Origin of the sequence: Dendronalium sp. ChiSLP03b (assembly GCF_034531165.2) — a bacterium.
Lineage (GTDB): Bacteria > Cyanobacteriota > Cyanobacteriia > Cyanobacteriales > Nostocaceae > Dendronalium > Dendronalium minutum.
Genome location: NZ_JAVRBR020000158.1, coordinates 1 through 26,664 on the forward strand (window position 1 = coordinate 1; position 26,664 = coordinate 26,664).

Here is a 26,664-nt window from a genome sequence, read left to right on the forward strand (position 1 = left end):
AAGCCTTTCGAGGCTTTAATTTCTAAGTTTTGGCTATAAATTTTAGTTACTGTTAGAAAATAAAGGCTCAAAGCTTGACTCAATCAAAGTTTCAGAATCTTGCTTCGATTATTGTTTTCCGAGAGTGACAGAACAGGGCTACTGACTATTACCTCCTTTCAAAACGAGCGACAATAGTCTTGCCTTTAGAGATGATTTCTGAATACACAAAAATGAAATTTAGTGAAATTGTAAATAAACTTGACGACATTGCCACTGACAATAGTCTCACCGCTAATCAAGACCAAGACCCAGAAATTGTAGGGTTAGCAGCCATTGATATAGCTACAAGTGGTACTTTGAGCTATGTAGAAGGTGCAAAATTTGCATCTCTTATGGGTAAAACAGGTGCTAGTGCTTTAATTTTGCCTCAAGACAAAACATTACAGATACAAGCACAAGAACGAGGTATTGCCTGGATAGTTACACCAGATCCGAAACTGTTGTTTGCCAAAGCAATCAGATTATTCTACCAACCATATCGCCCTACTCCAGAAATTCATCCTACTGCTGTGATTCACTCTACAGCAAAAATTGGTAGCGATATTTACATTGGCCCCCATGTTGTAATTCAGCAAGGAGTGGAAATTGGTAATGGTGCGATCGTTCATCCCAACGTGGTGATTTATCCAGATGCTAAGATAGGCGATCGCACTACCTTACACGCTAACTGCACCATCCACGAACGCACCCAAATCGGTGCAGATTGTGTAATTCACAGTGGTGCAGTTATTGGTGCAGAAGGATTTGGCTTTGTGCCTACGCGCACAGGTTGGTTCAAAGTAGAACAATCAGGTTATACCGTTATCGAAGATAACGTGGAAATTGGTTGCAACAGCGCCGTTGACCGCCCAGCCGTTGGCGAAACACGGATAGGTCGCAGTACAATTATTGACAATTTAGTACAAATAGGTCACGGTAGCAAAATAGGTTTTGGCTGTGCTATAGCGGGTCAAGCTGGCATGGCAGGAGGCGTAAAAATAGGAAATCGTGCGATCCTGGCTGGACAAGTAGGAATTGCCAATCAGGCTAAGATAGGCGATGGGGCGACTGTATCTGCTCAAACCGGAATTCTTAGTGATGTCGCACCAGGAGAAATTGTCTCCGGCACGCCAGCAATGCCCCATAAAATATACCTCAAGGCATCTGCTATCTATAGCCGACTGCCAGATATGTATCAATCCCTCAAAAAATTGCAACGTCAACTAGGGCAAAAGTGATTGGGGACTGGGGACTGGGGAACTCGGGGCTCCCTCTGGGGATTAGGGGCAATGGGGACTGAGGACTGGGGAAAGAATTGCTCCTCTGCCCCTCCGCCCCTCTGCCTCCTAACTCCTAACTCCCAACTTTTCTAACACCGACTTTGTGGAAACAATGTGTCGTTCTAAACCGAGTTCCTTGGGGCTAACTCCTAGTGCTAAAGCAATTAATTGGGGTAAATGTAGTACTGGTAAACCTAATTTACGCTCGATGACCTTTTCGACTTCTGGCTGGCGAGAATCTAAATTCAGATGGCATAGAGGACAAGGCGTAACTAAACAATCAGCGCCAGCTGCTAAGGCTTCTTGAATATGCATTCCTGCCATCTTGAAAGATTGGGTAGTGGCGTAGCTAGAAAGAGGCCAACCGCAACATTGGGTACGACCACGGTAATAAATTGGTGTTGCCCCCACTGCGCGAAACACGTTTTCCATCGCTTCCGGCTGGAAGGGGTCATCGTAGGGCATGGATTTTTGAGCGCGGAGAAGATAGCAACCATAAAAAGCTGCACATTTCAATCCACTTAACTTACGAGTTACACGTTTGGTAATTTCCTCTAAACCGTAATCTGTTACTAACGCATAAAGGAGATGTTTAACTTCGGTACTGCCACGATAAGGTAAACAACCTTCTTTTTGCAGCAAACCATTTACCTGCTCAACATAGGTAGGACTATTTGTCTGGCATTCTTTCAGGCGTTCGTTGACATGACCAATTACACCCTGACAAGTGCTGCAATGGGTAAGTAGAGGCAGATTTAATTCTTCTGCTAAAGCAATATTTCTGGCGTTGACAGTATCTTCCAGCAATTGGGAATCTTCTTTAAACGTACCCGAACCGCAGCAAGCAGCTTTTTTCAGTTCAATCAGTTGAATACCCAATGCCTTGGTAAGCGCTTGAGTTGATTGGTACAATTCTCGGCAAGCTCCTTGGGCAACACAGCCAGGAAAGTAAGCGTATTTTAGTGTGTGAGATAGCATAATAAGTATGTTAGGGTTAGGGCAATTCCCCCCGATAATAACTGTTTTATCATCCCTGCCAGATGATACTGACAAGGAAATGTATCCCCCTTTGGACATTCGCCCAAAAATTTAGTAATAAGTAAGAATCGGTAAAAAGCATTTACACACCGTATGCGATCGCCCACGGGGGTTTCATTGCCCAACCTTGCTCTTATAAAGCTGGGTGGCATTTTCCTTTTGAAAATTGCTAGGAAAATATAAACCATCGCGTGGCGTGTCCCTACTATGCAACTGTGCAAGTAGTAATCCCGTTGTTGAAAGTAACGCAGGAGAGTTTTTCTCTAGGAAAACCCCTTGCTAGTATCCGGGCGATCGCGCTTTCCGATAAGATGTATATGCTCAAAACCATGTCGCCCATAAAGAGCGGTTAATAGCAACTGGTGAAGGACTTTTATCTATGAGCCAAGCGGAAATTTTTGAAAAGGTCAAGAAGATCGTCGCCGAACAACTAAGTGTTGAAGCAGAGACGATCGCACCTCAGTCTAATTTTGCCAACGATTTAAATGCGGATTCCCTAGATACTGTTGAACTAGTAATGGCTTTGGAAGAAGAATTTGATATCGAAATTCCTGATGAAGCCGCCGAAAAAATTACAACGGTTCAAGAAGCGGTGGATTACATCAACAACAAAGTTGCTGCATCCGCCTAAAAAGCGATTGGAGATTAGGGATTAGGGATTGGGTATTAGAGATTGGGGATTAGGAATAATTTATGACTATATTTCTATCTCTTTCCCAGTACTCAGTACCCAGTACCCATTCCCCAGTCCCCAGTACCTTCTTTACGCAGCTTTCTCGCTATCTTTAACTGAGTCATGACAGATTATAAACGTAAACGCGTTGTTGTAACGGGTGTGGGCGCGATTACACCTATTGGGAATACACCAGCGCAATATTGGGAAGGATTGTTGAGTGGACGCAATGGCATTGACTACATCACCTTTTTTGATGCGTCTAGCCATGATTGCCGTATTGCTGGTGAAGTGAAAAACTTCGATCCACATCAATACATGGATCGCAAAGAAGCCAAGCGGATGGACCGATTTGCCCAATTTGGGGTTGCGGGTGCAAAACAGGCTCTCCAAGATGCAAAGTTAGTCATTAACGAACTAAACGCAGAACAGATAGGGGTGATGATTGGTTCTGGTGTGGGCGGCATTAAGGTTTTGGAAGACCAGCAAACAATCTACCTGAACCGTGGTCCCGATCGCTGTAGTCCATTCATGATTCCGATGATGATTGCCAATATGGCAGCTGGGTTGACAGCAATTCACACTGGTGCTAAGGGCCCCAACTCCTGCGCTGTAACTGCCTGTGCTGCTGGCTCTAACGCCATCGGGGATGCTTTTCGCTTGATTCAAGGCGGTTATGCCCAAGCGATGATCTGTGGAGGGTGTGAGGCAGCGATTACACCTCTATCTGTAGCCGGATTTGCCGCAGCACGAGCGCTTTCGACTCGCAATGATGACCCAGCTCATGCTTGCCGTCCTTTTGATCGCGATCGCGATGGCTTTGTGATGGGTGAAGGTGCGGGAATTTTAATTCTCGAAGAACTACAACATGCCATTAGTCGCGGCGCTCGCATTTATGCGGAAATGGTCGGTTATGGCATGACTTGTGACGCTCACCATATCACCTCGCCAGTACCCGGAGGCGAAGGAGCCGCTAGAGCGATACGACTGGCATTAAAGGACGCAGAACTAACTCCAGAACAAGTGAGCTATATCAATGCTCACGGCACTAGTACCCCAGCTAACGATTCGACTGAAACCGCAGCGATGAAAAAAGCTTTGGGCGACCACGCTTATAAAATAGCTGTGAGTTCTACCAAATCGATGACAGGTCATCTTTTGGGTGGTTCTGGTGGGATTGAAGCGGTGGCAACAGTATTGGCGATCGCTAACGATCAAATTCCACCAACAATCAATTTAGAAAATCCCGATCCAGAGTGTGACCTAGATTACGTTGCTAACTCTAGCCGCGCTCAAAAAATCGAGGTAGCCCTATCCAATTCTTTTGGGTTTGGTGGTCATAATGTCACACTGGCCTTTAAGAAGTATCCCTAAAATTCTCAAGACTAAAAAAGTCTGAAGTGTAAAGGTGAGACAGCGCGGTCTTGGGGAGCCACTGCGTTGGGCGGCTTTGCCGACTTGAAGCAAGTGGCGTGGTTTCCCCCATGAGCGACTGCGAATCCGAAGGGATGAAGCGTGAAATATAAACCCATTGGTAAATGCTTCGCCCACAAGTGGCGCGAAAAAGTAAACTTTTTCCAATACTCAAACTTCATCCTTTTGGGGGTAGAGTCATTTCATACTTCATAACTTGAGCCTTGAAGTAGCTCTCCTGAGATAACACACAAAAGTATCATAAATAACATTCATATCTGAATCTAGCGTTCAGCATGACCAATTTATCAGCTTGATTTATCACCAGAAACTCAGGAGATCCCGCTTGTAGATCGATAATCTGGAATGGGATGATGAAGATAGTGCGGGGAAATTTCAATCAGTGGTCAGTTATCAGCGATCGGTGACCAGGCTGATGGTGGGAAATTGAACCCGCCACAAAGAGCTAACCACCAGTTAGTGGGAAGCTTAAACCCAATGAATAAAACCCTTAACTGTTAACTGTCAACTGTTAAAAACAACCCCGGCAAAAGAGAAGCTTAGAGAGTGCTAACCCGTCGTTAACAACAAGAGATTATGGCTGTTGCAACCCAATCCCTCGAAGAACTTTGTATTAACTCGATCCGCTTCTTGGCTGTTGATGCCGTAGAAAAGGCAAAATCGGGACACCCAGGGCTGCCGATGGGCGCGGCTCCCATGGCTTTTGTATTATGGGATCGCTTTTTACGGTTTAATCCTAAAAATCCCAAATGGTTTAACCGCGATCGCTTTATCCTGTCTGCCGGTCATGGCTCGATGTTGCAGTATGCCCTGCTCTATCTGTATGGTTACGACAGCGTGACCATCGAGGACATTAAGCAATTCCGTCAGTGGGAATCCAAAACCCCTGGTCACCCCGAAAACTTCATGACTGCTGGTGTGGAAGTCACCACTGGCCCGTTGGGTCAAGGAATTGCCAATGGAGTCGGTTTGGCAATAGCAGAAGCACACCTTGCCGCCAAATATAACAAACCCGATGCGAAGCTTGTTGACCATTACACCTACGTAATTTTAGGTGATGGTTGCAACATGGAAGGAGTTTCCGGTGAAGCCTGTTCTTTCGCGGGTCACTTGGGATTAGGTAAACTCATCGCTCTGTACGACGATAACCACATCTCTATCGACGGTTCCACAGATGTGTCATTCACCGAAGATGTTTCCAAGCGCTTTGAAGCATACGGTTGGCACGTCCAACATGTCCAAGACGGCAACACTGACTTAGAAGCGATCGCCAAAGCAATTGAAGCAGCCAAAGCTGTCACCGATAAGCCTTCTTTCATTAAGGTGACAACCACCATCGGTTATGGTTCACCCAACAAAGCAAACACCGCTGGCGTTCACGGTGCTGCCTTAGGTGGAGACGAAGTGGCATTGACTCGTAAAAATTTAGGTTGGGAACACGAGCCTTTTGTAGTTCCACAAGATATTCTCAATCACACGGGCAAAGCAGTGGAACGCGGCGCTGGCTACGAAGCCGACTGGAACAAAACCTATGCCGACTACAAAACTAAATATCCCCAAGAAGCGGCTGAGTTTGAACGTTACATTGGCGGCAAATTGCCCGACGGTTGGGATAAGGTACTACCAACCTACACCGCCGAAGATAAAGCATTACCCACCCGCAAGCATTCAGAAACCTGCCTTAACAAACTAGCGGCAGTTTTACCTGAGTTAATTGGTGGTTCAGCTGACTTAACCCACTCCAACCTCACTGAAATCAAGGGCAAGGGTGACTTTCAAAAAGGGCAATACCAAAACCCCAACATCCACTTTGGCGTGCGGGAACATGGTATGGGCGCAATCTGTAATGGTATAGCGTTGCATGATTCAGGATTAATTCCCTATGGTGCCACCTTCCTGATCTTCACAGATTACATGCGGGCTTCAATCCGCTTATCTGCCCTTTCCCAAGCCGGCGTAATTTGGGTAATGACCCACGACTCCATTGGACAAGGTGAAGACGGGCCAACGCACCAACCAATTGAAACGCTGGCTTCCCTGCGCGCCATTCCTAACCTCACAGTGATTCGTCCCGCAGACGGTAACGAAACCTCTGGTGCTTACAAAGTAGCCATTGAAAGAGCAAAGCAAAACGCTCCCACCCTGTTGGCATTCACCCGTCAAAACGTCCCCAACTTGGCAGGTACGTCCCTTGAACATGTGGCTAAGGGTGGATACACCGTAGTGGATTCCGATGGTACGCCGGAACTGATTTTGATTGGTACTGGTTCAGAATTGAGCCTCGCTGTTACCGCAGCCGAGAAACTCACAGCCGAAGGTAAGAAAGTCCGTGTTGTTTCGCTACCTGCGTGGGATTTATTTGAAGCACAAGATGCAGCTTATAGAGAGTCCGTTCTACCTAAAGCTGTCACCAAGCGCTTAGCTGTAGAAGCTGCCTCCAGTTTCGGCTGGCATAAGTACGTGGGTACTGAAGGCGACGTTGTTAGTATCGATCGCTTTGGTGCTTCTGCTCCTGGTGGTGTCTGTATGGAGAAATTCGGCTTTAGCGTTGATAATGTGTTAGCTAAGGCTAAGAAATTGTTGGGTTAATTAGCAACAGAATATTCTCTTATTTTGTCGGGTGGGTCGAAAGGCCCGCCCTTTTTTTGTTTTTGAATTCAGCTTGTAAGTACCTAGTAAAATTAATATCAGCCAACTCAATGCTAAGTAAGCATTTGAATCAAGCTTGATGGATAATTTAACTTTTTGCAAAAGTTCTTAAGTATGGATCAAGTTACAGAAATTTTGATTTTATCAGCAAATCCTAAAAATACGAATCGTCTACGCTTAGATGAAGAAGTTCGGGAAATTGAGGAAGGTTTACAACGTTCCAGAAATCGGGAGCAATTTAAAATCCGTTCAAAATTGGCAGTACGTCTTAGAGACTTACGTCGGGCACTGTTGGATTATGAACCACAGATAGTTCATTTTTCTGGACATGGAGAAGTAAATGGTCTAGCAGTAGAAGATGAGGTTGGGAATGCTGTTTTACTCAATCCAGATGCTCTCGAAGGTTTGTTCGAGTTATTCACTGACAAAGTAGAGTGTGTACTCCTCAATGCGTGTTACTCAGAATTACAAGTGCAGGGAATTAGTAAACATATCCAATATGTCATTGGAATAAGACAAGGTATTAGCGACAAAGCTGCACTTGAGTTTTCTGTTGGATTCTATGATGCTGTCGGTGCTGGAAAATCTATTGAAGAAGCGTTTAGATTTGGTCGTAATGCGATTCAAATATACAACATTCCTGAGCATTTAAATCCAATTCTCTCGAAAAGCGTGAACATTCATTCAAATTCATTTTTAGGAGGAATACTAGACAGTAAAGAATATGTATTCAAATTTAGAGCAGAGTGCGATCATGATGTGAATGAATTAGATAAACTTATTGGAAAACATGTAAAAAAAATCATTAAAGTCAGGGAATCTCTTTTACCAGATGTAGAAGTAGAAATTTATGTAAATCTGTCACTTAATGAGCTTCGTAACGCTATGAGAAAAATTGAAGATGGACACGTTATGGTTCAAACCGTAGCACCGAAAGATAAATATACAGGAGAGCGAAACTATTCGCTTTGATCGGTTATTGTAATTCTTATGAGACAATCAATATGCGTACCACAAAACTATTTTGTACAGAAAACAGTAATGGTGGGTTAAGTGTAAATAAGTAAAACTGAACATAATTTTGGTAGTATTTGAATTTAGCGAATCTGAGTAAGCCAGTTATCACCTAAGTTCCTTGCTAGAATAGTTTTGTCATATGTAATAAATTGGAAATGTATCATGCAAGAAGTTTATAGTTACAATCAAGAACTTTTTAATCGCATCTCGCCAATAGCAGACAACCTCTTTAAAACTAATAGTTTGTACTTGGTGAAGTTAAAAAAATGGCAAATGATTGAGCATTTAGTAGAATTATTTGGTAAATTTTTTCCTGAAGAAATGAGAGCTATTAAAGAAGAAGATTTAACACGCAGAATTGATAAAATTTTAGTGTTAGAGGCTGTTTCTGGAACTTTAAACGATTTAACACCTGAACAGATCAAAATCTTTGATGAAGCTGTAGAAGGAAAATTAAGAGAGTGACCTATTTATTAGATAATTGGGTGGCTGCTGAGTTTTAAATTGACTAAAAAAGCGATATTATCGCGGACATTATCCCATTGAACCGATCGCTGTAGAATTAGGAATTTGGCAAGGTCGCTATCAAAATTTAGAATTACCTTGGTTGCGCTGGTGGGACGATCGAGGTAATTTGCTACAGACAGGATGGGAGCGATCGCAGTTAGTAGAAGCACGAGTCGAACGCTTGGCTAATAAACTAAGAGAATTAGGTCTTAACCCTGATGAGTTAGTGTAATTCTTACGGGGCGAGCAACATACCCACCCTGTAAAACTAACCTATAAATTAGGCAACTACGATATAAGGCGAGTTAATCGCCGCTACACGACCAGCATCGACTAAAGCTTGATAAACTATCGCAGCCACCTCAGCGCGTGTAGCATCGCGGGTGGGGTTGAGTTGTTTGGGATTCGGGTAATTGACGATAATCTGCTTATCTATAGCTTTTACTACCTCATCTTTGGCATAGTCAGGAATCTTTGCTTGGTCATCGAAAGCTTTAATGGTGGTTGCACCATCAGCAGATAAATCTAGTCCATTCACCACAGAGACTATAACTTGCACGCGCTGGATATTTTTGTTGGGAGCAAAGGTATTGTCGGGAAAACCAGAGAGAAATAGACCTTGATATGCCTCCTGAATTACCTTGGATGCCCAGAAGTCTGCTGGCACATCCTTGAATTTGATAGCTGCCCGTTTTGGCGATGGATTGAAAGCTTTTACCAGTAAGGCAGCGTATTGCGCCCGTGTCATCGTAGCATCAGGTCTAAACGTGCGATCGGGAAAACCATTGATTATCCCCTGTTTGACTAATTCTCGAATAAATGCAGCTGCCCAATGATTACTAATATCTGTTAAATCAATAGGACTGGGTGTTGGTGTCGGCGTAGGCGTTGGCGTGGGAGTGGGTATTGGTGTCGGTGTCGGCGTTGGGGTAGGTATGGGAGTAGGTGTTGGTGTCGGTGTAGGTGTTGGGGTGGGCGTGGGAGTAGGCGTTGGTGTCGGTGTGGGAGTGGGTGTTGGAGTGGGTGTTGGAGTGGGTGTTGGTGTTGGTGTCGGTGTTGGCGTAGGAACCTGACTATCAACAAATTCTACGCTTCCCGTGACTTTAGCCGGATTGATTTGATTGCCTACAGAAACCAGCTTGTTAGAACTGGCATTTTGCAAATCAAATTTACCATTGTTCCGTAGAATGTTGCCCCCAGGATTACTAGTACTGCCGAGATCCGGTAGGGCAGTTGAAATTACTGTTAAACCATCGTCAGTATTGTTTTCACTGACATTATTACGCAGTATGGGACGCGCACTACCAGAGACGACAATCCCAGAACGGTTTTCAGAAATTTTGTTATCTAGAAGTGTGGGTGAAGCTGTATCACTAATGGCAATGCCAAAACCTGTTTTTAAGCAAGTATTACCTTGAATTTGACCTTTGGAATTTTTAGCGATCGCAATCCCATTGGCTGCATTCTCACTGAACACATTACCTTGAATAACTGGGTTAGCATCACCTGTAGCAAAGACTCCCTCACGCTTACATTGGGTGAAGGTGCAATTAGCAACAGTAGGGTTAGTTGATTCAATCCAGACACCACTACCACGGCTAGCTAAGTTTGTTACAGTCACACCCCTGAGTGCAGCGTTATTTTGTAGCACCAAGGTGACGTTTTGACCGGCAAAAGTGCGGCTGAGGTAAGTACCGCTGCCTTCAATTAAAATGCCACTGCCCTTGTTGGCTTCATTACCGACTACCGTTACCCCAGATGGAATTGTTAGGGGAAAAACTTCACCGCTAGCAGCGTTGTAATTTCCCTGTGCCAGTTGAATCTTAGCGTCAGATGTTGCCACCTTCAGGGCTTGCGTAATCGTTTTCAAAGGTGTTTGTTGGCTACCAGAGTTGTTGTCACTGCCTGTTGCTGGATTTACGTAAAGAATTTGTGGCATATTTATACTTTCAAAAAATACATAGCCATACTAGCGCTAATGTCAAATTGGTTAGCGATCGCTAACATTTAATTTGCAACATTGACTACCAAATTCACCTAGTAGATTCCGGAAAACAGGGGTAAGGGGAGATGGAGGGACGCAAAGACGCAGGGACACGGGGACAAGGAAGAAAAGGTGAGACAGCGCTGCGAAGAGAAGTGCCTTGCGCGGGTTTCCAAGGCACTCCGTTGGGCGGCTTTGCCGACTTGAAGGAAGTGCCGTCGCGTTGTGGCAACTTCGGGGAGGGTTTCCAACGCCAGTCGCTCATGAGGCAGACCCCCAAGTAGAGGAAGTGGCATCTAAGACTGCGACTGCTTCACCTCCTGCTTTCTGACTAATGACAACTGATAAACTTAAGCAACACCCTTTGATAGCCTAAAACGATGAAAGCATCTGCTAAGTTCGACTTTGAGGACGAGAAATTTAATGCACCCCCTTCTCAAGTCATCCCCTGGTGTCAGATGATTAATCCTCGGTATGGCACAGATGGCACTCTTCAGCCTTATGGTTTGGCGCTGAAGCTAGATAATGCCCATGCTGTTGGCTTTCAACTAGATGAAAATTGGCAGCAGGTAGAGCATGAATTTAGTTCTGGTGTCGAAACGATTTTGCTCAGCACCACTCCACATTTGGTCATAGTACGCCGAGGCCCCTTGTCTGTCAAAGACCGAGAAACTGGTACTAAACTGGGTACGCTCAAAGAGAATTATGATGCTTTTTTAGCAGACAAGCTTAAATTTAAAACCTTTACTCGCTACCTAATTTTTCTAGTAGGAGAAAATAAAAAGTTTTTACATGAATCACCACTGCAATTAACTCTTAATGGTGCAGCAGGAGCGAGTTTCAGTAAAACTTACTGCGAATACCAACAAGGCAAAGTGGTCAGTGGATTCGTTGCTGAATTAGAAAAAGCTTATGCTGTATACCGTAAGCAACCCGTGACACCAAAAGGCCCATTGTTCCACGCGCACGGGATTTTTAGCCCCATAATTGAGTGTGAAGAAAGAGGCATCGAACCAAATATTGCTTTGGTAGCTTCAACTGTAGACTTCAAACATCCGACAGTCGGGACTTTGACACAATATTTAATTGCTTCTGATTCTCCTGAATCTGCAATCATCTGCAAAACGTTTGAAGAATACAAAGATTTTGGTAAGGAACCCGTAAAAGTAGAATCATCCAAGTTGGCAATGGCTGGTGCTTCCAGTTCTTACATTTACGCCGATGAAGATGATTTTGGGTATCCACCGTATTAGGGACTGGGGACTGGGAAGACGAGAAAAGGTTAAACATTCAAGATTAAAGGGATGGTTCTTCCCTTTTCCCCTTCCTTCTTTCCCTTTCCCCAATACCTAATCCCCAGTCGCCAGTCCCCGATCGCCAATCTCTATTCTTTGAGCAGTAAATAATATAGTGAACCATTGCCGCCTGTGACACCAGCGCGATCGCCTGCTAATTTGCCAGAACCCATGAAATAATCCACCCGTCCCGGGCCTTTGATGGCGCTGCCTGTATCTTGATCGAGTACATATCGGCTAACAGCACGAAACTCTAGCCCGCCCGACTTAGCAGGATAGGGAAATGAATTATAAATCAGCGCTAGTGCGCCCGGAGGCATGAGAGACTTATCTGTAGCAATGGAACGCTCTGCTGTGACTGGCACATTAATACTACCTGTAGCTTGTCTACCACTGGTTTCTTTAAAGAAGACAAACCGTTCCCAACGAGGCAGGTAATTACTCAACTCCTGCGGCTGTTGGCGGAAATAACTAATCAGACGTGGCATTGTCAAGCCTTCTAAGGGCAGTTTGCCATCTTTTGCCAGTTCTTTGCCAATACTAGTCCAAGGGTAATCAGTTCCACCTGCATAGCCAATAGACGTTTTCTTGCCATTAGTTAACTGAATTTGGGCAGAACCTTGGATGTGTACCATGTATGCATCTAGGCGATCGCGGAACCAAAGCATTTCTAAACCGCGCAATTGGCTTTTATCCCCTAGCAAACCATCTTGCCCTTCCAAGTCAATCCGTTTTGGATGAGGTTTAGCCCATTGCTCGAAGTCAGGCGGTAGCCGATAAAGGGGATATTTATATACTGAAGTTTTTACACGACTAGCAGTATAAACAGGCTCGTAATAGGCAGTAAATTTAACAGTACCCTTGCTATCGTTGCCTACAGATTTGTAAAACACAAACTCGCGTCGCACAGCAGCTTGCAGTTGTGCTGGGGATTTAGAATTGACAACCAGTTGGCGAAAACGTACTAAACTCCGACGCACGCGATCGCGGGTAATCCCTGGAACCGGATAGTTTTGATACGCTGCGATCGCCTTAGAGCTTGTCAGATAACGCAGACTGTTGTCAATTGAAGCCAATAGCGCCTTGCGATCGCCGAGTTTACCCTTTTGACCCAAAATTTGCTCGTCCCAACCCAAGCAAGCGTGCTTGGGAGTACAATCAGTTCCGAGGTTGACGGGCTTGAGCGGTGGTTGTATTTCTGGAGTACTTGGCGTGACTGGTGGCTGTATTTCCGGATTGATCGGTACTGGCAATGGTATGGGAACCTGAGCAACAGCTGACCAGATTGTGTTTACAAGGACAATTCCTAGACTCAAAGAAGCTAAAGCAAGGGTTTTTCTCATCATTTAGTTGAATCTTTCAACACTAGAGCTAAAAACAGGTTCTACCCGAATTGACACAATCCGGGATGGGCGTACAACCATATACTCCCCTTGAATATTTTTGATCGGTACGCTGATAAAGTCATTAGAAGCAGACTTAGGTACAAGTTCGCCACTATACCATTTTTGAAATTCCTGAATAGTAGGAAAACGTACTTCTTCACGGTGACCACTTTCTAGGAGGAGGTATACAGCGTATTCGTTCGGTGTTCTAGGCATAAGGTTGAATCTTTTGAAACACATTCAACCAATGTTAACCACGTCACCCCAGAATGAAAAGGGTAAGCATACGGGAGCAAGAAAAGCATTTTAAAAGAGTTATAAATTAATAACTCATAACTTATCAACACCCTACCCTTCTTTTAAGGTCGCTGTTGCTACGTTGCTTCCCCTCAGGGGTAGGGGAACGCTCCTAAGAAAGAGATGCTCCTGCGTCGCTAACGCCGATTCCCAACAAAAGGAAACCTTCTTTTAGGACTGGACTCACCACTTCCTACAACTTTGCGAACCAAAGCAACACAGTAGCCTAACACTTCACTTCGCCTATGACGATTGCTCACCTAGAAACAGTTCCCATAAAATCTTCAACTGCGCCTGTTATATTCTTAAGCAATTATTTCTACCGATACTGTTGCTTATGTCAAGATTAAGGTAAGGACTTAGGCAAGTCATACAATGTTAGGAAATTTACTAGATGGGCGTTATCAAGTCCTGCAAATATTAGGTGGAGGAGGATTTGGCCAAACCTATATAGCCAGAGATACCCACCGACCTGGTTACCCTAAGTGTGTTGTCAAGCACCTTAAGCCTGTCACTCAAAATGTCGAATTTCTTGAAACTGCTAGACGATTGTTCACTAGTGAAGCAGAAATCCTAGAACGACTAGGTAACCATGACCAGATTCCTCGGCTTTTAGCCTACTTTGAGGAGAAACAAGAATTTTTCTTAGTACAAGAGTTTATTGAAGGGCATTCTCTTTTAGCAGAATTATTACCAGGTAAAAGCTGGACAGAAGAGCAAGCTATTCAACTACTGTCACAGGTTTTGGAAATCCTAACGTTTATTCATAGTCACAATGTCATCCATCGAGATATTAAACCGGAAAATATTATCAGACGGCAAATAGATGGCAAGTTAGTGCTAATTGACTTTGGCGCGGTCAAGCAAATTCAATCCCAACTGCTTACTGCTTTCGGGCATATGGCTACTACTATTGCCATCGGTACGCCAGGATATATGTCTACAGAACAGGGTCGAGGCAAACCCCGACCCAACAGTGATATTTATTCTTTGGGTATTATTTGTATTCAAGCGCTGACCGGATTGCATCCCAGACAACTTGAGGAAGATCCAGAAACAGGAGAAATTGTCTGGCAGCATTTGACAAATGTCAGTCCTGGGCTGGCAACTGTGCTAACTAAAATGGTGCTACACCACTTCAGAGAACGCTATCAGTCTGCAACAGATGTTCTACAAGCGCTTCAGCAAAGCTGTAGTGTAATTAACGCTCAATTAACTCAAGCACCATATTTAACACAGCCTTCCCCAGTTTCCCTATCCTCACAAAATACAACTCTCTCTAAAGAACAGTACAGCCGCCTAGAAAATATACTCTTAGAAATTGTTGGCCCCGTAGCTCGGACATTATTACGACAAGTTACAGCATCAGCACCTAATAACCAAGCATTAATAGATAATTTGGCGCTTCATCTACCAGGAAATCAACAAATTGAGCTGAAGAAGCGAGCAACGTTCCTCATCGAAGAACCTACAGGCAACTCTACCAGCAAACAACAGAATATACTGCCAACACCATCTCAGGTACTCAGTGAAAGCTTTGTCCGTCAATGCGAGCGAGATTTGACTGATTTAATTGGCCCCATAGCAGCTTTTCTTGTTCAAAAAGCTATCAAAACTTCTCCTCAGATTTCTCGCACTGAACTTGTGCAAACTTTGGCAGCACACATTAGCGATCCGCAAAAAGCCCAGCAATTTCAGCAACGCTTACTTGCTTAAGTTTTTAAGACCATAATTCAATCTAAACCTCGTCCATGTTGAAACCTGGATTTTCCAAGAATTCAGATGCATCCATCTTGGCAAAAAACTACAGTTCTCAAGGTAAAAGAGGTTTAGCAAGTTTGAATTACCCTTCAGGTGACGCTCACAAGCTCGCTAACGCTACGCTAACGGGAGTTTGCCATCGACGCAAAGCGCCTTCGCGCCAGCGTCTCCCCTTTGGGAGAAGACGGCAACTCGCTCACGAATTACGAATTATTGACTTTGCTGATTCAACAGGTTCATAGCTATTTCTAAACTAGATTTCATCCGGTTAAAAGCTGCTGCTAAACCACCAATTTCATCATGAGACTTTTCTGCAAAATCAACGCTCATATCACCAGTACTAACTTGTTGAGCGACTTTTTCAATTTTCCTAATCCGCTGAATCACAGTTTTTTTGATTAAAAAATTAATTAACAGAACGACTATCGCAAAGATCGCAACTAAAAGTCCCATAATCAAATTCCAAGTCTGTTTGGCATTGGTAAATACATCTTCAGACGGAACAGAAATTATTTGGGCAGCAATAATCTCGTTGAGTTTCCAGCCAAAACCATTTTCAGTTCCATAACTTGCCAACAGACTTTTAGGAGCTTGATCGGGCGTGGAATGACATTGCAGGCAATTCTGTTGTTTAATAGCTAGTGGTCGCGCAATATAAAATACTTTACCGTCAGGAAAGTCACGGAAGCCGGAAATTTCTTGAATCTTCGAGTCTTGGCGGAACCGCTCAACTATTTTAGCTTCAAAATTATCAGCCTTATCCCGCAAATTAGTGGGATTGAGGGTTGCTTCTTTATAAAGGAAATTTTGATATTCTTCGTTTTTACGTAAATTCTCAAAAACTTCTGTAGCAGAGTATGCGGGTACTGTTTCTGGAATAAACGCCGCTTCGGTTGCTAACCTGGGTGCTAGTAGAGCATTTATATGATTTTGTGTATAACTTCTGACAGAGTTCATTGTTTTAATCAGAATTAGCGCTTGAGAAGTCACTTCATTTTGCGCTCTCTGGTCAAGTACCCTGGATAAAGCGATACCACTCACAAAAATGCTAATTAAAAAAACTAGCATTAAAATTAAGTTAAATTTACTACCTATCTTTAAGTTTTTTAACATCTTCTTGTGCTAATAAAAGTTTACACATGAAACTAGTATCTTAGTTACTCTAAAATCGCTGATAGCTAGTAGAAAGATATATTTCAAAAAATCAATAAATATTAATTTTTTTGCTGATAAATGATTTGTCTTTACTCCAGCCTAGCTTATTTAGATAAAACCTGAAAACACAATTATTTTCTTAACCATAATTAGTGATGTCTTGGCAATTTTCACGTCGTTTGTTTATTTTACAGCTTTTAGGTTGGACAATTACTGGATGCAAATCAACACCGAAATCTGAGGGCGTGTTAACCATTGGTGTTATCAATTATGGTGGAGGCGAAGAAATAATTAAACAATTTGCTAAATTCAATAGTCATCTGGCGCAAAAAATAAAAATGCGCATTCGACTAGAGCCTGCTTTCAATGAGAATAAAGCAATTGAGCGCCTAGAGGATCAAGCGTGGTCATTGGTATTTGCACCGCCAGGGTTAGCGGCTGTGGCGATCGCTCGTTATCGATATCTATCCATGTTTCCTTTAGTGGGTGTTAGCAATTTGCGCTCAGTATTGATCGTTCGTAAAGACAACCCGATTCAGGAGTTAAAACAGTTAGAGGGTAAAACAGTTGCCTTAGGCCAACCAGGTTCAGCAACAGGATATTATTTTCCCCTTTATAATCTCTACGGATTGACACTGGCTGAAATATTGTCTGCACCTGCACCCAAAACGGTTTTGGAATGGGTCGCTGAAGGAAAAGCTGATGCTGGGGCTATTTCCATAGCAGAATTGAATCTCTATAGTCCTCAGTTACGCCCGACTGAGTTCCGTATACTCTACACAGATCCTCACTATGTTCCACCCGGTGTAGTTTTGATTGGCTCTTCTGTGGAACGCAACCGCCAAGAATATATCCGCAAAGTCATGAGTCAAATATCTTCTGTTTTGGCTCAAGAAGTGGGGTATGTGCCTAATGGGAAAGTACCAGATTATAAATACATGATTGATGTAGTGGATCGGGTGAAATCAATTACTTCCCAGTTACAAAACAAGCCTGTTCGCCTATTTTGAGTAAACTAAAATCCAAAATGGTATACAGATGGTTTGCATTCAATTACCGTAATTACTCTATACTAAAAGCTGCACTGTCAGAATACTTGTCCTCATAACGTCGGTATCTATGTATAGAATTCGCTAACAAAGCCTCGTAGCTGCTTTACCAGTTGCAACAGACAAAGAAAATATTTGTCTGGGGTAATTTTGTGTGACTAGGTAAACTATTTATTTTTGGGTGGCGAGGCTTTCTTTATGTCAATCATTGCTAGCGAATTGAGAGAACAGAAACTTAGTTATGAGTCAAGTGGTTGTAGTTCACTTTGCAAATTTCCATTTCGACTATTACAGCATTATTCCCCATAGAACCAAGCCGCAAGTGTTAATGCTATGTGATGAAAATGGCTGGTCTTTGCCGTGGTTTGTACCTGACGAGCATCACTTTGGGGTCGTGAACCACATCAATCAAGCGATCGCAGCACAATTAGGATGCAATGTGACGGTGCTGAGATGTTTCTATGAAGATTACAGTCTAGAAACCAAAAATGGGTGTAGGGTTTATGCAATGGAAAATCACTCTCCCCAATGGACACCGCCTGAAAATTCACGTTGGGTAGGGTTTGAGGAATTAGACAGCCTCAAATTTGTTATTCCCAAACTTCGCCAAGTTCTTGACTCTTGGTTTGCTGACATTAGCAGCAAAAATATTCCAAAAATGCGAGTTCCTTGGGCACAAATAGGGTGGTTCGAGCGAGCAACGGACTGGATTAATTTACAACTTTATTTTCTAGGAGTAAATACAACTGCTCCAATTCAGCAAGTAAAATCTCAAACTCGCTCTTGCCTATTAAAAATCAGTACAACAGACGGAGAAATTTACTTCAAAGCAACATTTGGTATATTTGCTAGTGAAACCATATTCACTAAGTCAATTACTGAATTTTATCCCGAACACCTGCCTGAATTGCTAATTGTAGATACACAAAAAAGCTGGATGTTAATGCCAGATTTTGGAGGTAAACATCTGGGAAAAATTCACAATATATTCCATTGGAAGAAAGCGCTAAACTCGTTTGCTAAAATGCAAATTCAAGCTAGTAGTCAGGTAGAAAAATTGCTAGCTATTGGCTTTACTGACCGAAGAATTGAGCAAATTATTAGCCAGATTGAACTACTATTTGCAGATAACTTACTAGTACCGCAAGACGATCCGCGTCTTTCGTCTACTGAAATAGAGGCATTACGCTCTTTGATTCCCCAATTAAGAGCAATGTGTAATGAGTTAGCTATATGTGGTATACCTCAAACTTTAGTACATGGTGATTTTCACTGCGAAAATGTAATTCTTACTGATGAAAAATTTATCTATTTCGACTGGTCTGATGGTGCAGTATCTCATCCATTTTTTGATGCAGTTTTCTTTTTGGAAGATATTACGCAACAACTTCCCGATATAAGTGATGTACAAGTAAGTTTACGCAATGCTTATCTAGAACCGTGGACAGTCTACATGCCAATAGAGCAATTGATTTCTGTCTTTGCTAAAGTGCAACCATTAGCTTATCTTTACTATGCAGTTGTTAGTTATGAAATTACTCAAAGTCTTGAAGTTTCTCATAGGTGGGAAAATGAAGAAGCAGTTTCTTATTGGCTGAAAAAGTTGTTAAACTGTAGTGAGCAGACAGAATAGGGTAACTCCAACAACAAATGTTCTGCTTGAAGTTTTTGACAGTGGTCATCACTCAACAATTTTAGTATCAATAATATCTTCAAAAAAATAATTTGAATCTTGCAAGCTGAGTTTCAATCGCCTTTTTGAGAATTTTATTTAGTTCTTTACTGTCTTTGAATTGCAAGATTTGCTGTATGGGTAAGTCAAAAGGAAATTGCCCATCAATGTCTGGGCGTTGCATGTGCGCCAACAAAATTTGTTCTGAACGCTTACTTTGTATTGCATAGCCAATTTCAACACAGACATTAGGACTAGGAATCAATTGGGTGGTTTCTTTGCCTGTAATGTTGGCAATGGGTGTAGTGTCTGCAATAAACAACAAACTCTTACGGATTTTTCGCATCATGGTGCGGCTTAACCGTAGAGGAGCATCGCTCGGACGATAGGATTCTACTAATGATAGGGGAAGGCGCGATCGCAAATTTAAAGATTCTAAACTCTTTTGCAATCCCTCTTTTAGGGCATCACTCGCGGCGGCATACTCAGTTTGATAGCAGAAAAAAATTGTTGGATCTAACTGAGCTAACAAGGCTTGTTTAGTGAAATAAATTTCATGGCTGATCAAATCAATGTTAGCGACACAATAGCCACCACTACCTTCTATATAAAACTCAACATTTTCCCCTTCCAGATAGCGCCCAAACCAAGTTGATTGCTTTACTTCGTCACTGTCTTCTAAAAAGTCCGCTCGCATTGCCGATCTCAGCAGGCTTTTTTTACTGAGGCGAATGTCTGGCGGACGTTTTTCTAGTTCTGCGATCGGTTCATAATCCTGAAGATACCATGCTCTGAGCGCAATAATTGACATAAGGCGCTATTTCAAATGTCTCTTGCTATTCAACTTTGTACAAGTTTATACCATTTTGGATTAGGAATCGCTTTACATGTTCAGTGTGTGTGAATCCATCTGTCGCAATCATTTTTCAAATTGGTATGACATCTTGCCGTACCCTTAAATGCAACAACACCCAAGCTTCTACTAGCTTTGATTATTTCCTCCCCTTGTTTATTCTAGCCAGGGATGTACTTTTTTCCATCACTATAAACAAGCAATGAAAACCAGTTACAGCGCCCCCTGATTTTCAATAATTTGAGGAAATATCAGCGTTCGCGTTGGGTGTTGTTGGGTTTGGGCGAGACAGACATGTATCAAACAGCGTCTTTTACCTCTTTTCGTTTCAATCTAGCTGTTGCATCTGCCAGGGAAGCTTTATTAGCTTCAATTATTAGATTAGCACTACTAATATTAATGTAGATTTTTTTGCAACTAAACTTTACTTTTAATGTGAATGAAAGCCGAGCGAGCTTGAAATCAACTTACAGATAAACCTGCTAGTTCTTTATCTTTAGCAGCCTACTTTGTTGTTATCCCAGTCAATAGTTATACAGCTTGTAAAAAGAGTATAAGCCTCTAGTTTTTTAGTCAAATTCCAAAAACTTTTGATTTTTTTACCTAGTCCCCGATCCCTAATCCTCAGTCACGTTTACTTTTCTTAGCAGTTTGATAGGAATCTCAATCCAAAATTCTGTTCCTTTACTTGGCTCTGAAATACACTCCATTAGTCCACCATGGTTTTCTACAACGATCTGATAGCTGATTGCCAGCCCCAGTCCTGTACCTTTACCTACTGACTTGGTAGTATAAAATGGATCAAAAATTCGTTTTCTGACTACTTCAGTCATTCCTGGACCATTGTCAGCAATGCGAATTAACAGGCGTAATTTATCAATTGAGAGTCTAGTAGAAATCCAAATTTTAGGTGAGGGAAGCGAATTATTTCCTTCTATTTTTCTATTTTCTTCTAAGGCATCAATGGCATTGGTGAGAACATTCATAAATACCTGATTCATCTGCCCGGCGTAGCATTCTACCCGTGGCAAGTTGCCATAGTCTTTGATGACCTCGATAGCAGTAAAATGGACATTTGATTTGAGGAGATGGTGCAAAATTAATAATGTGTTTTCTATCCCTTCATGGATATCAACTGGCTTATTGTCGGCTTCATCCAAACGAGAAAAATTTCGCAATGATAATACTATAGAGCGGATGCGATCGGCTCCGACTTGCATTGAAGACATGATTTTTGGCAAGTCTTCCACCAAAAAATCTAAATCGATCGCTTCGGTTGCTAGGTCAATTTCCTTTTTCGGGCGGGGATAGTGCAACTGGTAGAGTTGTAAAAGTTCCATCAGTTGTTGAGTATAAGTACTAGCGTGGTACAGGTTGCCGTAGATAAAGTTAACGGGGTTGTTAATTTCGTGTGCCATACCCGCAACTAACTGTCCTAAACTGGACATTTTTTCGGAGTGAATTAATTTTGACTGTGTTTCTTGGAGTTCATGCAGTGTATGCTCTAATTGTGCAGCTTTGGCATTGGCTTCTGCTTCGGCAACACAGCTTTGTTCGTAAAGTTGCGCTTGTTGAATCGCGATCGCTGCTTGATCGGCTAACTGTCGCAAGAAATCAATTTCTGCATCCTGCCAATTTCTGGGAGCATCACACTGATGGGCAATAAGTAACCCCCAAAGTTGCGTTCCTATTTTGATCGGAACGATCAAGTTAGCTTGCACTTGCAGAGTCTGCAAGAACTCTTGATGGCAAGCACTTAAAGAAGCCTTTGACACATTATTAATCGCCCTTACCCTGCCTTGAAAGTAAAGACGGCTATACTCGTCGGGAAAGCATTGTGGTGGCGCTTTCATTCCTAACGCCGATACCCAGTTGCCATTTATCTCTTCTACAATCACTTGACCATTAGCTTCATCCCCTATCTGGAAAATCAACATCCGGTCTGAATTTAATAGGGGACGGACTTCCCGCACAATAGTTTGCAAGGTGGTTTTCAAGTCCAATGTACTGCGGATATGCTCTGTGACTTGTTTGAGTACCTTGGTAATTAGTAGCGATTTTTCGAGTTCAGCGGTTTGCTCTTGCACCCGATATTCTAAGTTGGTATTCAATACCTGTACTTGTTGGTAAGTTTGCTGCTGCTGAATTGCTATGGAAAAGTGATAGCACAAGGCTTCCGCTAGCGAGATTTCTTCAGGTTTCCACTCAAGTGCTTGCCCCCTTTTTTGCTCTCGCCAAACTTCAAAAGAAAGCCGGGGTAGTCTTTGTTGCTGATTTTGGTCGTGCCGTCCTGCCCATAAGATTTCGCTATCGAATCCAGGGCGAAAAATGCTGATAACACCAATGAAATTTTGGCGTAAATGTAGGGGAATCAGCAAAATTCCCCGAATCTGAGTTAATTGGAAGGCAGGAGCCAAAACTCGCAGACGCGGTTCTTTGTAAAGATCGGTAATTGCCCAAATATTAGCTGGTTTAAATTCAGCTATCCAGTTTTGCCAGACGGGATGTTGTTCGATGATACTGTTTTCTAAACCATAGGGCAGCTTCGGTTGTTCGCCCCATGCATACACTTCTGTATTGCGATCGATATAAAGCCTACCACCTACACCACCAAAGGTCGCAATCACTTCTTCTAGCGCTTCCTGCAATTGGATTGTAGGTAGTTTATGCAAAAGCATGGTGACTCGGTTAATTGTGGCTTCTCGCTCTTGTTGGGCACGGGCTTCGGTGAGTAAGTTACTTTGAGCGATCGCGATCGCAACTTGATCGGCGACTTGTTGCACTACTTTCAGTTCCCGCTTTAAAATCGTTCGCGGTTGACTGTGGTGTGATACCAATAATCCCCATAATTTTGGTTTTGCTGATTGTCCGCTAGGGTCTTGATGTAAAATCGGCATTACCAACGAAGACTGTACGCCCATTGCCTTTAAGTATTGAATATGACAAGGATCTACCTGTCTATAGTAAATATTTTCCGTTTCTAGAGAGTTACCATCTTTTGACTGTAGTGGCGATAGTCCTATCTGTCCGGTGGTGACATCCACTATCGAACGTTGCCGTACTGAAAGAAACAGTTCTCTCGCCTCTTGAGGAATATCATCTGCTGGGAAATGCAATCTTAATAGTGATGGCAGACGCTGTTGATTAATAGATTCGGCAATGACTTCACCGCTGCCATCAGCATCAAACTGATACACCATTACCCGGTCTGTACCCAAGAATAAGCGAATTTCCGCAACAGTAGCTGTTAATATCTCTTGCAGATCGAGCGATCGCCTAATCTGGTTTGTTATCTGATGCAATAAACCTTCTTGGTTGAAAGTTTGCGGCGAACCACTTGGGTTATCGGGAAATGCCATTACCTATTACACCTAAATAAAAGTTATAAAATTGTTCAGAAAACCCTTGCCAGATGCGACATACCATTTGGATCTATAATTTTTCAAGGGTCAAACATTAAAAAAATATTATTAATAACGCTTAATTTTATATCCTCAGATATTGAGATGTATTCGGTAAAACTATGCAAATCATTAAAATCCAAATATTTTTCTATTTATATATTTGTTATATTTTTATAAATTTTTGATAGTTAATAATAAATAAATAAGTAATTTTAACTAGTAAATTTGCAATAGCATCAAATCTGGGTGACTAAAATCATTCCTACATCTTTGCAAACACCTTCAAACACTGCTCCCCAATCCCCATACCTTCAATACCTTTCGGTTAAGGGAGAAGTATTACTTTAACATTCCGAGATTTTCTACTTTCAGTTGAAAAATTCTGCAATCCTAAATTTGCAATAGAATGCAACAGATGGATTTAACAAAGCAAGGTACAGTCAGCTCTTCAAAAGCTAAAATCTAAAATGGTAGAAGTAATCAAATACGGAAGAATCGACAATACAGTGGATTAAAATTCTTCTTCCACTCCCAAGTACGGGTACAAGGCCTTACGCCTCTGCTTCTCCCTATATTCACACGAGCTAAAATCAAAATGTTTACTTATTCGCGCTTAGGTTGTGGCTAAAATATCTTGTCCTCGCTGTCGGCAACTCGTTGATAATCAAGCTATTAGCTGTCCTTATTGCCGTACAACTCTCAAAGCTTATGGGCATCCTGGTATTCCATTACACCGTGCTACAGGGAATGAGTATCTATGCGATAGCTGCACCTATCACGTTGACAACACCTGTAACTTCCCCCAACGTCCTTACGCCAAAGACTGTACGCTCTATGAAAATCTTGAACAGAGCAAGTTAAATTTGGAAAAGCAGTCTGATACTAGTAGCTTTGGCACAACTTTTAAAAGCTGGGTAAACCGCAATCAGGCTTTGTTGCTATTAATAGGTTTATTATTCGTCTGTTTGGTAATAACAATGTCACTAACTTGAAAGTGCTGAGTTAGGAGGCACAAAGAGGGCAGAGGGGGGGAGGAGCAGAGGAGAGAATTCTTCAATAATTTCTCTGTGTCTTTGTGTCCGTAGTTCCTAGCCCCTTTTTTATGCATGTTGGTGAATTTTTTTAATTAAGGACTGCCTTCTAACTAATCTGCTTAATTCTCCAAAATTTCCAATAACTGTGCTTCGTTTAACTGATTAATTCCCAATGCCTGTGCTTTATCCAATTTAGAACCTGCATCTTCTCCTACAACCAAATAATCAGTTTTTTTGCTGACTGAATCAGTCACTTTACCACCAGCTTTTTGAATCAATTCCTTTGCCTCGTCTCGCTTTAAAGTTGGCAAAGTACCTGTAATTACAAAAGTTTTACCTACCAATTTTTGATTACTATCACCTATAGTTGTTTCTTCTACGGCGGTAAATTGTAAACCTGCTACTTGCAAACGTTCAATTAAAGTTTGATTAGCATTAATGCGAAACCATTGGTACACAGACTGAGCTATTTCGGCACCGATACCATAAATGCCTTCGATATCTGATTGCTTCGCTGTTGTTAACTGTTCTACTGTGAAATACTTTTGTGTCAATAATTGAGCATTCACGCTGCCAACATGACGGATACCTAAACCATACAATACTCTTGCCCAAGGTTGGTTTTTCGATTGAGCGATCGCATCTACCAATTTCTGCGCCGATTTTTCCCCCATTCTTTCCAACGCACACAACTTATTTTCTGTCAATTCATATAGATCGGCAACGGAATGCACTAAACCTTTATCAACAAGTTGATGCACTAGCTTTTCGCCCACACCTTTAATATCCAAGGCATCACGACTTACCCAATGTTCAATTGAGCCTTTTAGAATCGCCGCACAGGAAGCATTGACGCACCTAGTTACTGCTTCACCTGATTCGCGCACCACTAGCTGACCGCAGACTGGGCAATGAGTGGGCATAACAAAGGGTTCGGTGTCAGCAGGACGGAGTTCTTTGAGTACCCGCACCACTTCTGGGATGATTTCCCCAGCTTTGCGGACAATCACAGTATCACCAATGCGGATGTCTAATTGGGTGACGCGATCGCTATTGTGTAAAGTAGCACGGGAAACTGTCGTCCCCGCTAGTTGCACGGGGCGCATTTCTGCCAATGGTGTTAACGCACCTGTTCTACCGACATTCACTGCAATATTTTCTACACGGGTGGGTGCTTCTTCTGCTGGGTACTTCAACGCCACAGCCCACCGAGGGAATTTCTGTGTAAACCCTAGCTGTTCTTGTAGTTTAAAAGAGTTTAGCTTCACTACTACCCCATCGGTCATGTAGGGTAAATTCAGCCGTTCCGTATCCCAGTACTTGTAATATTCTGCCACTTCTACTATGGAGCCACACAGCTTATGGTTAGGGTTCACCCGAAAACCCATCTTCTGCAACAACTCCAACGCTTCCCATTGCGTATTAGCAATACTCGCGTCATCCATACCAGGAATGTGCAGCGTATAGGCAAAGAAATCTAATCGCCGCCGAGCTACAATGCGCGAGTCTAATTGCCTAAGTGTACCAGCTGCGGCATTGCGAGGATTGGCAAATAACTGCTCACCTGCTTTTTGCCTTTCCTGGTTGATTTGTTTAAACACTTCTAAAGGCAAAAACGCTTCACCTCGCACTTCTATTTTTTCTAGGTTTTCTAAACCTGCTAAATTCAAGCGCAACGGAATTGAGCGAATTGTTCGGACATTTTGGGTAATATCTTCACCCATCACTCCATCACCTCTAGTTGCCCCTCTAACTAGAATGCCATTTTGGTAAGTAAGAGCGATCGCAGATCCATCAATTTTGAGTTCAGAGACATATTCTACTGAGGCTATTGTTGGTACTTGTCGTCGCCAACGCTGTTCCCACGCTTGCAACTCATCAACATTAAATGCATTCTCTAGACTGTACAGGGGGATGTTGTGCCGCACCGAGGTAAACTGCGTTGCTGGTTTCTCACCCACGCGCTGAGTAGGACTATCGGGCACGATTAATTCTGGATACTGAGTTTCTATCTGTTGCAATTCTCGATACAGCTGGTCATAAACTGCATCCTCCATAATTGGTGCATCTAGTACGTAATATGCATAGCTGGCTTGTTGCAACAACTGGCGCAGTTCTTGTACGCGCTTTACTACTGGCTCAATCTGTATCATTAG

Annotated in this window: 22 protein-coding genes and 1 pseudogene; 14 read left to right on the forward strand and 9 right to left on the reverse strand. The window is 42.6% G+C overall.

Annotation, left to right across the window (positions count from 1 at the left end):
* The first annotated feature begins 212 nt into the window (after positions 1–212).
* The gene (lpxD, locus tag RMY31_RS36730) at positions 213–1,259 is read left to right on the forward strand and encodes a UDP-3-O-(3-hydroxymyristoyl)glucosamine N-acyltransferase (RefSeq protein ID WP_322657322.1); all 1,047 of its coding nucleotides are present in this window, start codon (positions 213–215) and stop codon (positions 1,257–1,259) included.
* A gap of 108 nt (positions 1,260–1,367) precedes the next feature.
* Here the strand turns inward: lpxD and RMY31_RS36735 are convergent, their stop codons facing one another.
* Positions 1,368–2,279 carry a CoB--CoM heterodisulfide reductase iron-sulfur subunit B family protein gene (locus RMY31_RS36735; RefSeq protein ID WP_322657323.1) on the reverse strand — a complete coding sequence of 304 codons (912 nt, stop codon included), beginning with the start codon at positions 2,277–2,279 and terminating at the stop codon, positions 1,368–1,370.
* A 439-nt stretch (positions 2,280–2,718) separates the two neighbouring features.
* Here RMY31_RS36735 and acpP point away from each other — a divergent pair, with 439 nt between their 5' ends.
* Both acpP and fabF read left to right on the forward strand, forming a co-directional pair.
* Positions 2,719–2,970 carry an acyl carrier protein gene (gene acpP, locus RMY31_RS36740; RefSeq protein ID WP_322657324.1) on the forward strand — a complete coding sequence of 84 codons (252 nt, stop codon included), beginning with the start codon at positions 2,719–2,721 and terminating at the stop codon, positions 2,968–2,970.
* 165 nt (positions 2,971–3,135) lie between these two features.
* Entirely contained in the window at positions 3,136–4,386 is a 1,251-nt protein-coding gene (fabF, locus tag RMY31_RS36745; RefSeq protein WP_322657325.1) for a beta-ketoacyl-ACP synthase II, read from the forward strand.
* A gap of 11 nt (positions 4,387–4,397) precedes the next feature.
* Here fabF and RMY31_RS36750 read toward each other — a convergent pair whose 3' ends face one another.
* Positions 4,398–4,607 carry a hypothetical protein gene (locus RMY31_RS36750; RefSeq protein WP_409879753.1) on the reverse strand — a complete coding sequence of 70 codons (210 nt, stop codon included), beginning with the start codon at positions 4,605–4,607 and terminating at the stop codon, positions 4,398–4,400.
* A 415-nt stretch (positions 4,608–5,022) separates the two neighbouring features.
* Here RMY31_RS36750 and tkt point away from each other — a divergent pair, with 415 nt between their 5' ends.
* The 4 genes and pseudogenes from tkt to RMY31_RS36770 all read left to right on the forward strand — a co-directional run.
* Positions 5,023–7,035 (forward strand): transketolase, encoded by a 2,013-nt coding sequence (gene tkt, locus RMY31_RS36755; RefSeq protein ID WP_322657327.1) that lies wholly within the window; start codon positions 5,023–5,025, stop codon positions 7,033–7,035.
* Positions 7,036–7,209: 174 nt separating this feature from the next.
* Positions 7,210–8,067 carry a CHAT domain-containing protein gene (locus tag RMY31_RS36760; protein ID WP_322657329.1) on the forward strand — a complete coding sequence of 286 codons (858 nt, stop codon included), beginning with the start codon at positions 7,210–7,212 and terminating at the stop codon, positions 8,065–8,067.
* 207 nt (positions 8,068–8,274) lie between these two features.
* A complete protein-coding gene (locus tag RMY31_RS36765) occupies positions 8,275–8,577 on the forward strand; it encodes a hypothetical protein (RefSeq protein WP_322657330.1) in 303 nt (100 codons plus the stop codon).
* Between the two features lie 61 nt (positions 8,578–8,638).
* Positions 8,639–8,851, forward strand: a pseudogene (locus RMY31_RS36770) (Uma2 family endonuclease); the annotation flags it as partial.
* A 48-nt stretch (positions 8,852–8,899) separates the two neighbouring features.
* Here RMY31_RS36770 and RMY31_RS36775 read toward each other — a convergent pair.
* Entirely contained in the window at positions 8,900–10,558 is a 1,659-nt protein-coding gene (locus RMY31_RS36775; protein ID WP_322657331.1) for a DUF1565 domain-containing protein, read from the reverse strand.
* A gap of 131 nt (positions 10,559–10,689) precedes the next feature.
* Between RMY31_RS36775 and RMY31_RS36780 the strand changes: the two genes are divergently transcribed.
* Both RMY31_RS36780 and RMY31_RS36785 read left to right on the forward strand, forming a co-directional pair.
* A complete protein-coding gene (locus RMY31_RS36780) occupies positions 10,690–10,887 on the forward strand; it encodes a hypothetical protein (protein ID WP_322657332.1) in 198 nt (65 codons plus the stop codon).
* Between the two features lie 96 nt (positions 10,888–10,983).
* A complete protein-coding gene (locus RMY31_RS36785; protein WP_322657334.1) occupies positions 10,984–11,856 on the forward strand; it encodes a DUF5895 domain-containing protein in 873 nt (290 codons plus the stop codon).
* A 131-nt stretch (positions 11,857–11,987) separates the two neighbouring features.
* Here RMY31_RS36785 and RMY31_RS36790 read toward each other — a convergent pair whose 3' ends face one another.
* Complete coding sequence (locus RMY31_RS36790) at positions 11,988–13,241, reverse strand: murein transglycosylase A (RefSeq protein WP_322657411.1); 1,254 nt, start codon at positions 13,239–13,241, stop codon at positions 11,988–11,990.
* 3 nt (positions 13,242–13,244) lie between these two features.
* Positions 13,245–13,499, reverse strand: coding sequence for a hypothetical protein (locus RMY31_RS36795; protein ID WP_206263395.1), 255 nt, complete (start codon positions 13,497–13,499; stop codon positions 13,245–13,247).
* A gap of 456 nt (positions 13,500–13,955) precedes the next feature.
* Between RMY31_RS36795 and RMY31_RS36800 the strand changes: the two genes are divergently transcribed.
* Complete coding sequence (locus RMY31_RS36800) at positions 13,956–15,296, forward strand: serine/threonine-protein kinase (protein WP_322657336.1); 1,341 nt, start codon at positions 13,956–13,958, stop codon at positions 15,294–15,296.
* 35 nt (positions 15,297–15,331) lie between these two features.
* A complete protein-coding gene (locus tag RMY31_RS36805) occupies positions 15,332–15,583 on the forward strand; it encodes a hypothetical protein (RefSeq protein ID WP_409879762.1) in 252 nt (83 codons plus the stop codon).
* On the opposite strand, the gene RMY31_RS36810 is transcribed toward RMY31_RS36805, so the two are convergent.
* Positions 15,552–16,454, reverse strand: coding sequence for a DUF3365 domain-containing protein (locus RMY31_RS36810; protein WP_322657338.1), 903 nt, complete (start codon positions 16,452–16,454; stop codon positions 15,552–15,554). The genes RMY31_RS36805 and RMY31_RS36810 overlap by 32 nt on opposite strands.
* A gap of 197 nt (positions 16,455–16,651) precedes the next feature.
* On the opposite strand from RMY31_RS36810, the gene RMY31_RS36815 reads away from it, so the two are divergent.
* Positions 16,652–17,506: a phosphate/phosphite/phosphonate ABC transporter substrate-binding protein gene (locus RMY31_RS36815; protein ID WP_322657339.1), complete on the forward strand. Its 855-nt coding sequence runs from the start codon at positions 16,652–16,654 to the stop codon at positions 17,504–17,506.
* 280 nt (positions 17,507–17,786) lie between these two features.
* Positions 17,787–19,178 carry a phosphotransferase gene (locus tag RMY31_RS36820; RefSeq protein ID WP_322657341.1) on the forward strand — a complete coding sequence of 464 codons (1,392 nt, stop codon included), beginning with the start codon at positions 17,787–17,789 and terminating at the stop codon, positions 19,176–19,178.
* A 79-nt stretch (positions 19,179–19,257) separates the two neighbouring features.
* Here RMY31_RS36820 and RMY31_RS36825 read toward each other — a convergent pair whose 3' ends face one another.
* Positions 19,258–20,028, reverse strand: a complete 771-nt coding sequence (locus RMY31_RS36825) for a hypothetical protein (RefSeq protein WP_322657343.1) — start codon at positions 20,026–20,028, stop codon at positions 19,258–19,260.
* Between the two features lie 659 nt (positions 20,029–20,687).
* The gene (locus RMY31_RS36830) at positions 20,688–23,429 is read right to left on the reverse strand and encodes a GAF domain-containing protein (RefSeq protein ID WP_322657344.1); all 2,742 of its coding nucleotides are present in this window, start codon (positions 23,427–23,429) and stop codon (positions 20,688–20,690) included.
* 665 nt (positions 23,430–24,094) lie between these two features.
* On the opposite strand from RMY31_RS36830, the gene RMY31_RS36835 reads away from it, so the two are divergent.
* Positions 24,095–24,466, forward strand: a complete 372-nt coding sequence (locus RMY31_RS36835) for a zinc ribbon domain-containing protein (protein ID WP_322657345.1) — start codon at positions 24,095–24,097, stop codon at positions 24,464–24,466.
* Positions 24,467–24,627: 161 nt separating this feature from the next.
* Here the strand turns inward: RMY31_RS36835 and ligA are convergent, their stop codons facing one another.
* Positions 24,628–26,661 (reverse strand): NAD-dependent DNA ligase LigA, encoded by a 2,034-nt coding sequence (gene ligA, locus RMY31_RS36840; RefSeq protein ID WP_322657346.1) that lies wholly within the window; start codon positions 26,659–26,661, stop codon positions 24,628–24,630.
* Between the last annotated feature and the right edge of the window lie 3 nt (positions 26,662–26,664).

Bases quoted from the DNA above. Each gene is read 5' to 3' on its own strand.
- lpxD (WP_322657322.1), top strand. From the start codon at position 213: ATGAAATTTAGTGAAATTGTAAATAAACTTGACGACATTGCCACTGAC.
- RMY31_RS36735 (WP_322657323.1), bottom strand. From the start codon at position 2,279: ATGCTATCTCACACACTAAAATACGCTTACTTTCCTGGCTGTGTTGCC.
- acpP (WP_322657324.1), top strand. From the start codon at position 2,719: ATGAGCCAAGCGGAAATTTTTGAAAAGGTCAAGAAGATCGTCGCCGAA.
- fabF (WP_322657325.1), top strand. From the start codon at position 3,136: ATGACAGATTATAAACGTAAACGCGTTGTTGTAACGGGTGTGGGCGCG.
- RMY31_RS36750 (WP_409879753.1), bottom strand. From the start codon at position 4,607: ATGAAGTTTGAGTATTGGAAAAAGTTTACTTTTTCGCGCCACTTGTGG.
- tkt (WP_322657327.1), top strand. From the start codon at position 5,023: ATGGCTGTTGCAACCCAATCCCTCGAAGAACTTTGTATTAACTCGATC.
- RMY31_RS36760 (WP_322657329.1), top strand. From the start codon at position 7,210: ATGGATCAAGTTACAGAAATTTTGATTTTATCAGCAAATCCTAAAAAT.
- RMY31_RS36765 (WP_322657330.1), top strand. From the start codon at position 8,275: ATGCAAGAAGTTTATAGTTACAATCAAGAACTTTTTAATCGCATCTCG.
- RMY31_RS36775 (WP_322657331.1), bottom strand. From the start codon at position 10,558: ATGCCACAAATTCTTTACGTAAATCCAGCAACAGGCAGTGACAACAAC.
- RMY31_RS36780 (WP_322657332.1), top strand. From the start codon at position 10,690: ATGGAGGGACGCAAAGACGCAGGGACACGGGGACAAGGAAGAAAAGGT.
- RMY31_RS36785 (WP_322657334.1), top strand. From the start codon at position 10,984: ATGAAAGCATCTGCTAAGTTCGACTTTGAGGACGAGAAATTTAATGCA.
- RMY31_RS36790 (WP_322657411.1), bottom strand. From the start codon at position 13,241: ATGAGAAAAACCCTTGCTTTAGCTTCTTTGAGTCTAGGAATTGTCCTT.
- RMY31_RS36795 (WP_206263395.1), bottom strand. From the start codon at position 13,499: ATGCCTAGAACACCGAACGAATACGCTGTATACCTCCTCCTAGAAAGT.
- RMY31_RS36800 (WP_322657336.1), top strand. From the start codon at position 13,956: ATGTTAGGAAATTTACTAGATGGGCGTTATCAAGTCCTGCAAATATTA.
- RMY31_RS36805 (WP_409879762.1), top strand. From the start codon at position 15,332: ATGTTGAAACCTGGATTTTCCAAGAATTCAGATGCATCCATCTTGGCA.
- RMY31_RS36810 (WP_322657338.1), bottom strand. From the start codon at position 16,454: ATGTTAAAAAACTTAAAGATAGGTAGTAAATTTAACTTAATTTTAATG.
- RMY31_RS36815 (WP_322657339.1), top strand. From the start codon at position 16,652: ATGTCTTGGCAATTTTCACGTCGTTTGTTTATTTTACAGCTTTTAGGT.
- RMY31_RS36820 (WP_322657341.1), top strand. From the start codon at position 17,787: ATGAGTCAAGTGGTTGTAGTTCACTTTGCAAATTTCCATTTCGACTAT.
- RMY31_RS36825 (WP_322657343.1), bottom strand. From the start codon at position 20,028: ATGTCAATTATTGCGCTCAGAGCATGGTATCTTCAGGATTATGAACCG.
- RMY31_RS36830 (WP_322657344.1), bottom strand. From the start codon at position 23,429: ATGGCATTTCCCGATAACCCAAGTGGTTCGCCGCAAACTTTCAACCAA.
- ligA (WP_322657346.1), bottom strand. From the start codon at position 26,661: ATGATACAGATTGAGCCAGTAGTAAAGCGCGTACAAGAACTGCGCCAG.